Genomic DNA, 14,135 nt, shown 5'->3' with positions numbered 1-14,135 from the left:
CCTGTTCGTGGCAGCGCCTCGATTTCCCGCAGGCAGACGGATGATGGGGGCCTGACAACAGCGCTTTCCCGCTTTCTCCTTTCACGCAATCCGGGAGTCCCCCATGGCGCTCTCCGCCCTTGTGCTTTGCTCGCGCGCATTGCTGAAGATCGGCGCCCAGCCCATCGCTTCCTTGGACGAAGGAACCGCCGAGGCCGAGGTGGCGGTGCATCTTTACCCGGCGGTGCGCGACGCGCTGCTGTCGGCGCATCCCTGGTCCTTCGCCACGGGGCAGATGGAGCTGCCGCGGCTGCTCGCAACGCCGCGTGCCGATTACGCCCATGCATTCCAGCTGCCCGCGGATTTCCTTCGGGTTCTTTCGGCCGGGGGCGCCCGCCGCGGGCAGGGGCTGAACTACCGGATCCATGAGAGTCGGCTGCACGCCGACGCGGCGCAAGTCACCCTGACCTATCTGTTCCGTCCTTCGGAGAGTGCCTTTCCTGCCTTCTTCGCCAGCGCGCTCGTGGCGCGGCTCGCCGCGGAATTCTGCATCCCGCTGACCGAGAGCACCTCGCGGGCCGACATGCTTCAGCGCTTAGCCGACAGCGAATTCCGCCATGCACGGCTGGTCGACAGCCAGCAGGACACGCCGCGTGCGTTGACCGACTTTCCGTTGATCACCGCGAGGGGATGAGATCATGGCCGGTGGCCGCAGCACCAAGACCAGCTTCACCGCGGGCGAACTCGGCGACCATCTGCTGGGACGCGGCGACCTGCGTGCTTACGAGAATGGCGCGCGGCGCCTGCGCAACGTCTTCATCCAACCCACCGGTGGCGTCACGCGTCGCCCCGGCCTGCGCCACGTCGCGATGCTGCCGGGCGCTGCGAAGCTGATCGGCTTCGAGTTCAACACCGAGCAGACCTACCTTCTGGTGCTGACGGATCGACGGCTGCAGGTTTTCATGGGGGATGCGGAGGTCGCAAGCCTCCCTGCGCCCTGGACGGCGGCGATGCTGGACCAGATCGCCTGGACACAGAGCGCCGATACGCTGCTGTTGCTGCACCCCGCCATGCCGCCGCAGCGCGTGACGCGCAGCAGCCACGTCGCCTGGTCGATCGGTGCCTGGAACTGGGTGGCCGAGCCGTTCCACCGCTTCGCTTCGCCGGACGTCACGCTGGTCGCCAGCGCCACCAGCGGCAGCGTGACATTGACCAGCAATGCGTCGGTTTTCGCCGCCGGCCATGTCGGTGCCCGCTTCCGCATCGGATTGAAGCGGGTGGTGGTCACCGCCGTGATCTCCGCGACGAGTGCGAGGGCGCAGGTGGAGGAGACACTGCCCGGCACCGTCGCCACGACGGATTGGGATGAGGCCGCGTTCGGCGCCGCCCATGGATGGCCGGTTTGCGCTTGCTTTCACCAGGATCGCTTGGTGCTGGGCGGTTCCCGTGACCTGCCGAACCACCTCTGGCTGTCACGCTCGGGAGATCTGTTCAACTTCGACCTGGGCAGTGGCCTGGACGATCAGGCGATCGAGTTCGGCCTGCTCTCCGATCAGGTCAACGCCATCCGCGCGGTGTTCTCGGGCCGTCACCTACAGGTGTTCACCTCCGGCGCGGAATGGATGGTGACCGGCGATCCGATGACCCCGGCCTCGATCCAGCTGCACCGGCAGACCCGCATCGGCTCGCCAGTGGATCGCGTGCTGCAGCCCGTCGACGTGGATGGCAGCACCATTTTCGTCGGGCGGACAGGACAGGCGGTGTTCGAATACGCCTATACGGATGTGCAGCAGGCCTACCAGGCCGATGACCTGGCGCTGGTGGCGCGGCATCTGATCAGCCATCCGGTATCTCTGGCCTATGACCCGTTGCGGCGGTTGCTGCATGCGGCGATGCGTGACGGCTCGATCGCGACGCTGACGCTGTACCGCACCGAGCAGGTGACCGCCTGGACCCGTCAGGAAACCGACGGCGCTTTTCGCGCCCTGGCCGAGGTCGACGGCACCATCTGGTGCGTCGTGGAGCGTGACGGCACGGTGCGGCTTGAACGTTTCGACGACATGTTGTGGGTGGATGCCGGGCTGAGCGGCGGCGACGTGGTGGAGCGCCTTCACTGGAGCGGGCTGCAGCACCTGCATGATCGCATCGTGCAGGTGGTCGCCGGTGGCGCGCCGCGAGGCACGCTGCCCGTGCGGAATGGCGCGGTGGAGCTGCAGGAGGGTGCCAGGACGGTGCAGGTGGGCCTTGGCTTCCGGCACTCGATCGAGCCGCTGCCGCCGCAGATCGCCGCGGCCGGCGGCGCACCGGACGCACCGTTGCGGCTGGTGCGTGTGACCTATCGCCTGCTGCAGACGGCGGCTCTGGAGGTAGATCTAGGCCGCGGCGCGCAGCCGGTACCCTTCCGTCGCTTGGACACTCCGCTGCTGGATGCCGGTCCGCCGGTGTTCACCGGTGACGTTGCGCTGCGCGGACTCGGCTGGCGGCGCGACACGCTGGCGCCGTTGTGGCGCATCACGGGCGACACGCCGCTACCCCTGACCCTGCTTTCCGTGACCACCGAAACGAGGATGACCAACTGATGGCCCAGCTTGCCCCCATCGCCACGCTGGTCGGCACCGGCGCCTCGCTCTATGGCACGGTGCGCCAGGGGCAGGCGCAGGCGGCGCAGGCCAAGGCGCAGCAGCAGCAGGAGGCTGCCAATCTTGCGGCACGGCAGCAGCAGTTGGCCGCGGCTCAGCAGGCTGATGCGAGAGGCCGCCAGGACCAGCTCGACCGCACCATGGCCTCGACCCGTGCCCGCCTGGCGGCATCCGGCGTAAACCCTGACCAGGGTTCGGCGGGCGCCATCACCGCCGGCCTGCAACAGGACGCCGCCGAAGCGGCAGCCACCAGCGGAGACACCTACGCCGCGCGCATGGCGGCGGGCCGTTCCTCCCTGCTCAACAGCGATGGATCGCTGACCACCTGGCTGCGGGCCGGCAACAGTTTTGGCGGCGCCATCCGCTCCCTGCTGGACTGACGCCAACCGCCATCACCCGTCGCAAGGCGGCGCGTGGCCATTCCGTTCCCCCTTCGCATGAGAGATCCGCATGGCCGAGCACATCCGCATCGGCGACGTCGCGCCGCGTGCCCATTACGCGGCGGATGGCGCGCAGACCGCCTTCATCTTTCCCTTTCCGATCTTCGAGAATGACGATCTGGAAGTCCGTCTGGACGGCCTGGTGCAGTCGGAGGGCTTCACCATCCAGGGTGCGGGCGAGTCCGGCGGCGGCGTGGTGCTGTTCAGCGTACCGCCGGCCGCTGGCCGGCAGGTGCTGTTGCGCCGCGTCATGGTTATCGAACGTGTGACCGACTTCCAAGCCAACGGCGTGCTGCGCGCCCGCACGCTGAACGATGAACTGGATCGCCAGGTCGCGTCGCTTCAGGAAGTGCGCGAGGAATTGCGCGGTGCCGTCCGCGCCGACCCGGGCGACGTGCCGGCCGCACTGACACTGCCTCTGCGCGACGGGCGCGCGAACCGCCTGCTCGCCTTCGACAGCGTCGGCGCGATCACCACCGTGTCCCGCGATCCCGTGCTTCTGGCACCATTCGGCGGCGCCATCCCGCGTACCATCGAGGACAAGCTGGCGGAGCGGCTGTCGGCGCGCGACTTCGGTGCCACCGGCAATGGCGTTGCCGATGACGGCCCCGCGCTGCAGGCGGCGATGAACGCGGCTGCCGCATCAGGCAAGCATCTGGAGATCGGGGAGGGTACGCATCGCACGGCCATTCCGCTGGTGCTCCCGGGCGCGGCCTCTGGCCTGACGATGCGCGGCAGCATCCTGTATGCCGGTCCCGCGGGCGAGACGGCACTGACGGTGGGGGAGGGGGCCGCAGCCCGCAACCAGGCCAAGACCTATCAGGGGCTGCGGGTGCTGCGGGCCACCGTATCGGATTGGCTGGACGAGCGCGACATCGGCATCGCGCTGCGCAATCTCGATGCCTGTCAGGTGGAGATCCGCCAGGTGGAAGGCTTCACCATCGGCGTGCGCACGATGGGTGTGGAACTCGGCTTTGAGGACAGCACGCTGGTGCTCGGCCGCTTCGTGAACAACCGCATCGGCCTCGACATCTACACGGCTACCTCGGCGGCATGGAACAACTCGGTCCGCTACATCGGTGGCCACTTCGCCAACAGCAGCGGCACCAACACGGCCATGGACCGGTTCGGCGTGCGCTTCTCCTGCGCGGCTGGCGCCTACAACCGGCACAATGCGCATGTCTTCATGGGTCCCGCCTTCGAGTTGCAGCGCCAGGGAAGCCCCGGCACCGTCGCCGCCATCCCGTTTCTACTGCAGGCCGGCGATGAACGCGGCATCATCGCCCGCGGAGTGCGCATGGAGCAGTGCAGTCCCTTCGTGGCACGTCACGCCGGTGGCGCCAATGATTGCCTCTACGAGGTGGCTTATATCGGCACCTATGCCTTCACCGGGGCTGGAATCGACTACACCGCCTCCGCCACGCGGGCCGGCGGCACGGTGATCCCGCTGCACCAGTCCACGGCCGCCCAGGGCTCGCCGCGATTGGTGGCATCAGCCGAGAATCTGCGCCGCCGCGCCTTCCGGCAGACGATCGACAGCACCGACGGCGTCGGCTTCGATCAGATGGCGGTGCTGTCGGGCAACCCCTCCGGTCCGCCGACAAACCTAACGGGATTCGCATTTGCCGGCCTGTCCCACTTCACCCTGAACGCCGACACAGTCGGCATACCGACCAGTCGCGCACTGGCTTTCATCGTCGATGCCTCCACCTGCAAGGAGTTCTTCATCGCCGCCGAAGGCAGCGAACTGCGCCCCGTCGTGATGCAGTTCGATGCGGCCGAGAATGTACTGGACAATACCAGCCCGGCGCTGTTCTCAAACATGAATGCCGCCTGGGCCGGCAGCCCGTCCTTCTTCTGGGAAGGCAACGCCGATCTTGACAGCGTGGTCGGCGGCGTCGGCATCAACAGTCTGCAGCGCGTCACGCTGCACGGCAATGCCCGCTTCGCCGCGATCGGTGTGCGTGGCGGCACCGCCGCCGCCGCGCTGAAGGCGCTTCGGCTGTATTGCTCGCCGTTGCACGCACCGGCGCTGATCTATGGCGGCAGCCGCAGATGGGGCGTGCGCGAGTACAGCGTCAGCGATACCGGGTGGACCGTGCCCGCGCTGGCGGCCGGCGCCACCGCCACGCGCGATGTTGCCCTGCACGGCGTCCGGCAGGGGGATTTCGTGCAGGCCAGCTTCGCCAAGGCCAGTGGCTTTCAGAATGGTGGCGTGGTGTTCCAGGCCAGCGTCGGCGGCACGGCCTCGGCCGATGCGGTACGGGTCACGGCGCAGAACATCAGCGGCAGCAGCGTCACGGTGGATGCTGGGACCCTGTTCGTCCGCGCCGTCAAGCCGAGGATCTGAGAATGACTCGCCGCGAAGACGTCGCGCCGGAGGCGCTGCAGCGCGCCATCCGCCGCGTGGTCGACGATTACAACGCATTCCTGGAGCGCGGTCCGGCTCCCGGCACGCATGACGATGCCAAGGCTTTCGCGGCGCACCATGCCGCCGCGAAATCGGCGCTCGCGCATCTGGAGCATCTGCTGAAGTTGGCGCGCGGCCACGCCGCCGAGGCAGGGCCATCCGACATCAGCCAGGCGACCGACCTCCTGCAGCAGGCCCGCGTTGCCCTGGCCGGGGTGCGGGATGACGAGGAGGATGCGGATGCCGGGCCTTCCGGCTGATCTCACCGAATTCGTCTGGGTCTGGAACAGCGTCGCCGGGCAGGGAATGCCGGGCGTGCACCGGCGCATCCTGCGCTGGCTGGAGGAACGCCGCGGGTGCGGCGATGGCCGGCTGCTGCTGATGGCATTCCGGGGCTGCGGCAAGTCGACCCTGGTGGGGCTGTATTGCGCCTGGCTGCTGGCGCGCCGGCCCGAAACCCGGATCCTGGTGGTGGCGGCCGACCACATGCTGGCGACCAAGATGGTCGCCACGGTGCGGCGCGTCGTGGAGCGCCATCCGTTCTGCCGCCATCTCATCCCGCAATCACCGGAAGCCTGGGCCGTGGACCGCTTCACAGTGCAGCGAAGCGGCGCGCTGCGCGACCCCTCCATGCTGGCGGCCGGGCTAATGGGCAACATTACCGGCACCCGAGCGGATGTCATCATCTGCGATGACGTGGAGGTCGCCGGCAATTGCGATACGGCGGGCAAGCGTGCCGAGCTGCGCGAGCGGCTCGCGGAAACCGAGTTCATCCTGACGCCGGGCGGCACCATCCTGTATGTCGGAACACCGCATTGCGCCGATAGCCTGTACCGGGATCCCTCGGAAGGCGAGGCCTTTCTGGCCGGCTACCGGCGGCTGGTGGTGCCGCTGCTGGATTCGGCGGGGCGCAGCGCCTGGCCGCAGCGCTTTTCCGCCGCCATGGTGGCCCAGCTGCGCGAGCGGGTCGGCCCGATCCATTTCGGCCGGCAGATGATGCTCCAGGCGATGGCAGGCGGCGCGGCGCGTCTCGATCGCGCAATGATCCTCCGTTATGCGGAGGACACCATGTATGCCGAGGTGCAGCAACGACCGGTGCTTTCGCTGCTGGGGCGGCGCATGGTGTCGGGCGGCGGCTTCTGGGATCCGGCCTATGGCCGTCCGGGCAGCGGCGACGGCAGCGTGCTCGCGGCCACCTATGCCGATGCCGAGGGCAATCACTACCTGCATCGCCTGGCCTATCTCACGCATGAGCCAGATGCGGCGGATGACCCGGCGACGCAGCAATGCCGTCAGGTGGCGGCCATCGCGCGGGACCTGCTGCTGCCGGTGCTGCGGGTCGAGACCAACGGCATCGGCCGCTTCCTGCCGGCGTTGCTGAAGCGGGAGATGGCCCGCGCCGGCGCCGCCTGCGCGGTCGTGGAGCAGCACAGCCGGCGGGCCAAGCAGGAGCGCATCCTGTCGGCCCTCGATCCGGTGCTGGCCGCCCGCCGCCTGTATGCACATGAACGTGTGTTCCGTACGCCCTTTCCGGTGGAGATGGCGGAATGGAAGCCCGACGTGGCCGGAGCCCGCGACGATGCGCTGGATGCGCTCGCCGGTTGCATCCTTGCCGAGCCGGTGCGGCTGCCTGGGGCCCCGCCGGTGCAGCGTGTGGCAGGGTGGCGCGGCTCCTGAGAAGGCACCTCTATCAACGCGGGAAAACCTCGGCAGGATATGTTCACTTTTTGTTTGCTTTGCGCGTGCCGTCGCGATAAGCATGCCGTTGTCAGCGGGCGAGGTGCGCCCGCTGGCACCGGCATCCTCCAATCTCCGATGGTCTCGTGATCGCCCGCCCCCGTCCCCCGGGGGCGGGCGTTTTCACGTGGCCCATGATCGTCGCGCCGCCCCGGCGCCCTGCCGTTGCGGCGCATCAACTGTCCACTGGCCGAGGAGGGCCGGATGAACCCGCTCGATCTGGAACCCCAGACGCTGGCTACCGCCGTGCAGACGCCGATGCTGGCGTTGCTGTTCTGGATGCTGCACGGGCTGCGCCGCGGTCTCCCCGGCCCGTCCTGTGAGGGCCCCGAGCCACCGCGTGCCGAAGCATCGGTTCCTACCGATGCGCTGGCGCGCACCCGCGACGAGCTGGCGGCCTTCAAGCTGGAGGTCGCCCGCACCTACGTCCCGCTGTCACTGATCCGCGATGTGGACCAGCGCCTCAGCCAGCACCTGTTGCGCATTGAGGAGAAGCTGGACGCCGCCACCCGTGCCGCGACCGCGACCGCCGCCATCCAGGCCGCGCAGCTCGGCCGCCGCCCTGACGACCGCGCCTGATCCCGCACAAAAGGCTTGCCCGACCATGCCGATCGCTTTCCCCTCCGCTTCCGCCGGCACCCAGGCCGCCAAGGCCATCGCACCGCAGGAGGTGCTGGCCATGACCCTGTGGGCCGAGGCCGGCACCCGCCCGGTCCGCGCCATCGAGGCCCTGGCCGCCACCGTCATGAATCGCGTCCGGCTGGCGGACAGCGGTGCGGTGGCGCATTGGGTCAGGGCCTGTCCGGTGTTTGCCGTGCGCCATTCCAGTTCTCCTGCTGGAACCGCAACCACCTGCGGCACCTGCTGATGCTGTCCATCCCGCCGGGCGACCCGGGCATGGCGATCTGCCGGCGCATTGCTGCCCGCGCCGCCTCGGGCACGCTGATGGATCCGACTGGCGGCGCCACCCATGCCCATGGCATCGACGAATTGCCGCCCTGGGCGCTGGGCCAGGCTCCGGTGAACGAGATCGGCGGCCTGCTGTTCTATCAGCTCGCCGGACGCTAGAGTGGCGGCATGGAGCCCATCATCTACACCATGGTCCGGGACGAGGACTGGCAGGAAGCCCGCGCCGCCGGCGCCTATCGCGGCAGCGCCGAGGATGCGCGGGATGGCTTTCTGCACTTTTCCACCGCCACGCAGTTGCGCACCAGTGCCGCCAAGCACCGCGCCGGCCAGCCCGATCTCTGGCTGGTGGCGGCGGATGCGGCGGCGCTCGGCGTCACCCTACGCTGGGAGCCGGCCGGCGGCGGCTCGCGCCCCGGCCTGTTTCCGCATCTTTATGGACCCTTGCCGCTGGCGGCCGTGAAATGGGCCATGCCGTTGCCGCTGCAGGCGGACGGCACGCATCTGTTTCCCGGGGAAATCCCCTGAGCCCCAGCTCATTCCACCTTCAGCGCGGCGCGCAGTTCCATCGCGCCGGCTGGATCGATCAGCCCTTGCAGCCGGCCTGCCGCCAGCCGGGCATATCGCAGCAACAGGGATTTCCGGCGCGCCGGTGCGACCTTGTGGTCGGCCGGATGGCGCAGAATGGCGGCTTCCCCATCATCGGCCACGATCAGCCCGACATCCTCGGGCAGCAAGGCCTGCGGAAAATCCAGATCCACCGCGAAAAACAGCCGGTCGCACCATTCCCGATATTCCGGCCATTTGCCATCGGACTGGAAGTCCCGTGCACAGCTCTTAACCTCGATCGCGGTCAGGCAACCATCAGCGTCCAGCGCCAGGATATCGAGGCGCCGGCCGCTCGGCAGCGGCACCTCCAGCAGGGGCGCCCAGCCCAGCCTGGCGCACAGCCGCGTCGCTGCCCGGCAGACGCGCAAGGTTCGTTCCGGTGTTGAGAGTTCCAGCATCCGTGCTCTATGTTCGCTCTCCGTTCCCTCCCGCGTCAAGCCCACCGGCCCTAGGATAAGCAGCGATGGGTGCCGATCTGCCGTTCTGGAAGCGCAAAACCCTCGGTGCGATGACCCGCGCCGAATGGGAAAGCCTGTGCGACGGCTGCGGCCGCTGCTGCCTGCACAAGCTGCGCGACGAAGACACCGAGGAACTGGCCTTCACCGCCGTGGCCTGCCGGCTGCTCGACACCGAGAGCTGCCGATGCCGCGATTACGCCAATCGGCGCGACCACGTGCCGGATTGCGTGCGGCTGACACCGAAGCGCCTGGCGCAGATCGACTGGCTGCCGCCATCCTGTGCCTATCGTCTGGTGGCGGAGGGCAAGGACCTGCCGGATTGGCATCCGCTGGTGTCCGGCCGGGCCGAGACGGTGCATGAATCCGGCGCCTCCGTGCGGGGCCGCGCGGTGCCGGAGCGGCAGGCACGCGACCTCGAGGATCACGTGGTGCACTGGCCCGGCGAATGGCCGTTTCCGCCACCGGAAGGGAATTGAGCGATGGGCGATACGAGGCTGGGTGGCGGCAAGCCGATCACGGAACCCCTGCGCTGCCGCCCGCCGGCCACGGCGACGCTGCAACTCGACACCGACACGCTGCGAACGACCCGTTGGGATTTCCCGCCAGGCGCGGAGACCGGTTGGCACCGCCATGGCTGGGCCTATGTGGTGGTGCCCTTGCATGAGGGGCGCATGATGCTGGAGTTGCCCGGCGGAGCCACCGCCGACGTCGCCATTTCTCCCGGAATCTCTTATGAACGCCCTCCCGGCGCCGAGCACAACGTGGTCAATGCCGGGGATACCGCCTTCAGCTTCATCGAAATCGAGCTGAAGGCTTATCCAGGCTGAGGGGCGCGACGCCTGCCGCTCCGGCCACCGCAGGAACCGTGCCGATGGACTTCAAGGCGTTGCTGGATGCGGCCCCGCACAATTACGTGGTGATGGATGCTTCGCTGACCCTGCTCTGGGCCAATCGTGCCTACCTGGCTGCAACCGGGCGCCGTGCCGAGGACATCATCGGCCGCAACATGTTCGACGCTTTCCCGGGCGGTCCGCACGATCCGGAAGGACTGGGAACGTGGCAGCTGCGGCGCTCGCTGGGCGCGGTGCTGGCTACTCGGAAGCCCGACACGATCGCGCTGATCCGCTACGCCATTCCCCTCCGCCAGGGCTTCGAGGAGCGGTTCTGGAGCGCCACGCACACGCCGATCCTCGACGAGGCCGGCCGGGTCTCGCTGATCCTGCAGCAGACCGACGACGTGACCGAGATGCAGCGGCTGCGGCAGGAAGCCGGCGACGCCGGCCCGGTGCCGTCATTGGCGCTGGAGGGGAACCTGTTTCGTCGCGCCGAAACGGTGTCGCGCACCAACCTTCTGCTGGATGCCGAGCGTTCGCATCTGCGCCGGCTGGTGGAGCAGGCACCGGCCTTCGCGGCTTTCCTGCGCGGTCCGGATCATGTGTTCGAGATCGCCAACGCCGCCTATATGCGGCTGGTCGGGCGCGAGGACATGCTGGGGCGGCCGGTCCGCGAGGCACTGCCCGAACTGGACGGGCAGCCTTTCTTCGACCTGCTGGACAAGGCCTATGCCACCGGCCAGGCCTTCCAGGCAGAAGCCATGTCCGCCCTGCTGCGGACCTCCGGGCAGGAGGCGCTCAGCGAACGCTTCCTGAATTTCGTCTACCAGCCGATCATCAATTCCGATGGGCAGGTCTTCGGCGTCTTCGTGCTCGGCTACGACGTCACCGATTCCAAGCGCAACGCGGACGAGCTACGTCGCTACAAGGACCAGTTGGAGGAGATGGTGCGCGTGCGCACCGCTGCCCTGGAAGCTAGCGAGGCGGAGCGGCAGCGTGCCGAGGCGGCGCTGCGGCAGTCGCAGAAGATGGAGGCCATCGGCCAGCTTACCGGTGGCGTCGCCCACGACTTCAACAACATCTTGCAGGTGCTCAGCGGCAATCTCCAGATGCTGCAATTCTCCATGGTATCGGCGGAGGATCAGCGCCGGCTGGCCACCGCGATGAGCGCGGTGGAGCGCGGCGGCAAGCTGGCATCGCAGCTGCTGGCCTTTGCCCGCCGTCAGCCGCTGGAGCCACGCACGGTACATCTCGGCCGGCTGGTACGGGAAATGGACGAATTGCTGCGCCGCGCCCTGGGCGAGGCGATCGAGCTGGAAACCGCGATCGCCGGCGGCCTGTGGAACACCCTGGCCGATCCGGACCAGTTGCAGAACGCGCTGCTCAACCTCGCCGTCAACGCACGCGACGCGATGGATGGCGCGGGCCGCCTGACCATCGAGGCCGGCAACGCCATCCTGGACGAGACCTATGCCGGCCGGCACGAGGATGTGGAGCCGGGGCAATACGTCATGCTGGCGGTCTCCGATACCGGCAGCGGCATGTCGCCCGAAATCTTGGAAAAGGTATTCGAGCCGTTCTTCACCACCAAGCGGGAAGGGCGCGGCACCGGCCTCGGGCTGTCCATGGTGTACGGCTTCGTCAAGCAGAGCCGCGGCCACATCAAGATCTACTCGGAGCCGGGACAGGGCACCACGGTGCGCCTCTACCTGCCGCGCACGCATGGGGCCGAGGATATCGAGCCGGTGGTTGCCGCCATGCCTGTGGAGGGGGGCAGGGAAACCGTGCTGGTGGTGGAGGACGACCCGGTGGTGCAGGAGGTGGTGGTCGATCTCCTGACCGACCTCGGCTACACCGTGCTGCGCGCCTCGGAAGGGCAGGGGGCGCTGGACATCGTTCGCAGCGGCATCGCCATCGACCTGTTGTTCACCGATGTGGTGATGCCGGGACCGCTGCGGTCCCCCGACCTCGCGCGCCAGGTGCAGGCCCTGCAACCGCATGCCGCCGTGCTGTTCACCTCCGGCTATACCGAGAACGCCATCGTGCATGGCGGGCGCCTCGATCCCGGCGTGAACCTGCTGTCGAAGCCGTACCGGCGCGAGGATCTGGCCCGCAAGGTCCGCCACACGCTGAACAACCGGCGCCAGGAATTGCAGGCGCTGGCGCGGACCCGGCTGCCCGGGCCGCTGGCGGAGCCGGCGCCGGCGGCGCCGCTGCCGTCATCGCGCATCCTGCTGGTGGAGGATGATCCGCTGATCCTGATGGACAGCGAGGACCTGCTGGCCGGCCTCGGTTTCACCGTTGTCAGTGCCCGCGACAGCCGGGCCGCGCTGCGTGCGCTGGAGCGGCAGGCATTCGACGTGCTGTTCACCGATATCGGCCTGCCGGGCCTATCCGGCATCGCCCTGGCACAGCAGGCGCGGCAGCTTCAGCCCTCGCTGCGGGTGGTTTTCGCATCGGGCTTCGGGGCTGCGGAAGCAGCGCAGGTGGTGCCCGATTCGGTGTTCCTGACCAAGCCTTATCGCACCCAGACCTTGGAAGCAGCCATGCGGCGCGCGCTCGACGCGGGCTGAGGCGGTTGGAGGGCCTGACGGAAACCGTGCTGCTGCGGCCGCCTCCGGATGCGACACCCTGGCCCTGTTCGCTGCGCTGGCGCCGTTCCTCCAGGGCGAGGCAGGTTTCGCTGCGCATCGATGCGGTGGCGGCGGAAGCGGTGCTGACCTTGCCGCCCGGGGTCGCACGGCAGGCCGGGCTGGTTCTGCTGCATCAGCATGCCGGCTGGGTCGTGTCGCGGTTGCGGGCCCTGCCGCCAGTGCTGTGCCTGGCGGATGGCACCTCGATCCGCCTGGGCGACGTGCCGCACGTGATCCGGCACCAGCCCGGCCATCGCGGACCGGCGGTGTTGGAGAACGGCGCGATCCTGGTGGGTGGCTCCGCCGAGGCGGTGCCCCGGCGCGTGTTGGCGCTGCTGCGGCTGGAAGCGGCGCGTCGCATCGCGCCGCGTGCTCGCCATCACGCGGCGGAGCTGGCGGTGCGTCCGCGCGCCATCCGGCTGAAGGACACCCGCACGCGCTGGGCAAGCTGCGCGGCGGATGGCACGCTGGCCTTCTCCTGGCGGCTGGTGATGGCTCCCGCCTGGGTACTGGATTACGTGGTGGCGCACGAGGTCGCGCATCTGCGCGAGATGAATCATTCGCCCCGCTTCTGGGCGCATCTTGCGGGGCTCAGCCCGCACCGGATCGCGGCGCAGAACTGGCTGAAGGCCAACGGGCCGGCCTTGCTCCGCGTCGGCTGAGCGGGGTGGCCGGGCTTTCCGCCGATGCGGACGGCTGCCATACCGGCCGCTCGATCCACGCATCCAGGGATTTCGCCGCATGATCGTCCTTGTCACCGGCGCCACCGCCGGATTCGGCGCCGCCATCGCCCGCCGCTTCGCCGCCGATGGTGCGCGGATCATCGCCGTCGGCCGGCGTGCCGAGCGGCTGGACGCTCTGGCCCAGGAGCTGGGCCCGGAGCGCCTGCACCCCGTGGCCCTGGATGTGCGCGACACCACCGCCATCGCATCCGCCATCGCCGACCTCCCGGCGGAATGGTCGGAGGTCGAGCTCCTGGTCAACAATGCGGGCCTGGCGCTGGGGTTGGAGCCGGCGCAGCGCGCCACCTTGTCCGACTGGGAAACCATGATCGACACCAACACCAAGGGGCTGGTGGCGATGACGCACGCCGTTTTGCCCGGCATGGTGGCGCGCAACCGCGGGCATGTGGTGAACATCGGCTCCACGGCGGCCGAATGGCCTTACCCCGGGGGCAATGTTTATGGCGCCACCAAGGCCTTCGTGCACCAGTTCAGCCTGAACCTGCGGGCTGACCTCGCCGGCACGGCGGTGCGTGTGACGGATATTCAGCCAGGGCTGGTTGGCGGCACCGAATTCTCCAATGTCCGCTTCCGCGACGATGCCAGGGCGGCCGCTGTTTACCAGGGAACCGAGGCGTTGACGCCGGACGACATCGCCGATGCCGTTCACTGGGTGGCGACGCGTCCGGCACGGGTCAACGTCAACAGCCTCCAGGTGATGCCCGTCTGCCAGAGCTTTGGACCGCTGGTGGTGAAGCGCGGCTGATCC

General features: G+C 68.7%; 16 protein-coding genes. 15 read left to right on the top strand and 1 reads right to left on the bottom strand.

The genetic code is table 11. The features are described 5' to 3' along the window. Positions 1-103 precede the first annotated feature (103 nt). The 10 genes from D2K64_RS03520 (at position 104) to D2K64_RS03480 (ending at position 8,639) form a co-directional block, all read left to right on the top strand. Positions 104-673 (top strand): hypothetical protein, encoded by a 570-nt coding sequence (locus D2K64_RS03520; protein WP_120006639.1) that lies wholly within the window; start codon positions 104-106, stop codon positions 671-673. Between the two features lie 4 nt (positions 674-677). After that, complete coding sequence (locus D2K64_RS03515; RefSeq protein WP_120006636.1) at positions 678-2,558, top strand: hypothetical protein; 1,881 nt, start codon at positions 678-680, stop codon at positions 2,556-2,558. Then, positions 2,558-2,998 carry a hypothetical protein gene (locus D2K64_RS03510; RefSeq protein WP_120006634.1) on the top strand — a complete coding sequence of 147 codons (441 nt, stop codon included), beginning with the start codon at positions 2,558-2,560 and terminating at the stop codon, positions 2,996-2,998. The genes D2K64_RS03515 and D2K64_RS03510 overlap by 1 nt, the downstream gene beginning before the upstream one ends. Before the next feature lie 70 nt (positions 2,999-3,068). Beyond that, on the top strand, positions 3,069-5,408 hold the full coding sequence (locus D2K64_RS03505) for a hydrolase (protein WP_120006632.1): 2,340 nt from the start codon (positions 3,069-3,071) through the stop codon (positions 5,406-5,408). Positions 5,409-5,410: 2 nt separating this feature from the next. Continuing rightward, entirely contained in the window at positions 5,411-5,728 is a 318-nt protein-coding gene (locus D2K64_RS03500) for a hypothetical protein (RefSeq protein WP_120006630.1), read from the top strand. Next, positions 5,709-7,145 carry a phage terminase large subunit gene (terL, locus tag D2K64_RS03495; protein ID WP_120006628.1) on the top strand — a complete coding sequence of 479 codons (1,437 nt, stop codon included), beginning with the start codon at positions 5,709-5,711 and terminating at the stop codon, positions 7,143-7,145. The genes D2K64_RS03500 and terL overlap by 20 nt, the downstream gene beginning before the upstream one ends. Before the next feature lie 264 nt (positions 7,146-7,409). Continuing rightward, positions 7,410-7,784, top strand: a complete 375-nt coding sequence (locus D2K64_RS03490; RefSeq protein ID WP_120006626.1) for a hypothetical protein — start codon at positions 7,410-7,412, stop codon at positions 7,782-7,784. Positions 7,785-7,809: 25 nt separating this feature from the next. Next, complete coding sequence (locus tag D2K64_RS25335; RefSeq protein WP_238383987.1) at positions 7,810-8,073, top strand: hypothetical protein; 264 nt, start codon at positions 7,810-7,812, stop codon at positions 8,071-8,073. Continuing rightward, the gene (locus tag D2K64_RS25330; RefSeq protein ID WP_306418931.1) at positions 8,073-8,273 is read left to right on the top strand and encodes a hypothetical protein; all 201 of its coding nucleotides are present in this window, start codon (positions 8,073-8,075) and stop codon (positions 8,271-8,273) included. Before D2K64_RS25335 ends, D2K64_RS25330 begins: the two co-directional genes overlap by 1 nt. Positions 8,274-8,282: 9 nt before the next feature. Continuing rightward, positions 8,283-8,639: a DUF952 domain-containing protein gene (locus D2K64_RS03480; protein WP_120006624.1), complete on the top strand. Its 357-nt coding sequence runs from the start codon at positions 8,283-8,285 to the stop codon at positions 8,637-8,639. An 8-nt stretch (positions 8,640-8,647) separates the two neighbouring features. Here the strand turns inward: D2K64_RS03480 and D2K64_RS03475 are convergent, their stop codons facing one another. Next, on the bottom strand, positions 8,648-9,118 hold the full coding sequence (locus D2K64_RS03475; RefSeq protein WP_120006622.1) for an MmcB family DNA repair protein: 471 nt from the start codon (positions 9,116-9,118) through the stop codon (positions 8,648-8,650). Between the two features lie 65 nt (positions 9,119-9,183). On the opposite strand from D2K64_RS03475, the gene D2K64_RS03470 reads away from it, so the two are divergent. The 5 genes from D2K64_RS03470 (at position 9,184) to D2K64_RS03450 (ending at position 14,132) form a co-directional block, all read left to right on the top strand. Beyond that, positions 9,184-9,654, top strand: a complete 471-nt coding sequence (locus D2K64_RS03470) for a YcgN family cysteine cluster protein (protein ID WP_120006620.1) — start codon at positions 9,184-9,186, stop codon at positions 9,652-9,654. Positions 9,655-9,657: 3 nt separating this feature from the next. After that, positions 9,658-10,005 carry a cupin domain-containing protein gene (locus tag D2K64_RS03465; protein WP_120006618.1) on the top strand — a complete coding sequence of 116 codons (348 nt, stop codon included), beginning with the start codon at positions 9,658-9,660 and terminating at the stop codon, positions 10,003-10,005. 44 nt (positions 10,006-10,049) lie between these two features. After that, positions 10,050-12,584 (top strand): response regulator, encoded by a 2,535-nt coding sequence (locus tag D2K64_RS03460; protein ID WP_120006616.1) that lies wholly within the window; start codon positions 10,050-10,052, stop codon positions 12,582-12,584. Positions 12,585-12,589: 5 nt separating this feature from the next. Continuing rightward, a complete protein-coding gene (locus D2K64_RS03455; protein WP_238383985.1) occupies positions 12,590-13,306 on the top strand; it encodes a M48 family metallopeptidase in 717 nt (238 codons plus the stop codon). Positions 13,307-13,385: 79 nt separating this feature from the next. After that, a complete protein-coding gene (locus D2K64_RS03450; RefSeq protein ID WP_120006614.1) occupies positions 13,386-14,132 on the top strand; it encodes an SDR family NAD(P)-dependent oxidoreductase in 747 nt (248 codons plus the stop codon). Positions 14,133-14,135: the final 3 nt, after the last annotated feature.

The organism is Teichococcus vastitatis (genome assembly GCF_003604215.1).
Lineage (GTDB): Bacteria > Pseudomonadota > Alphaproteobacteria > Acetobacterales > Acetobacteraceae > Pseudoroseomonas > Pseudoroseomonas vastitatis.
The sequence above is the reverse complement of the archived record's forward strand: the minus strand, read 5'-3'. Positions and strand labels throughout refer to the sequence as shown.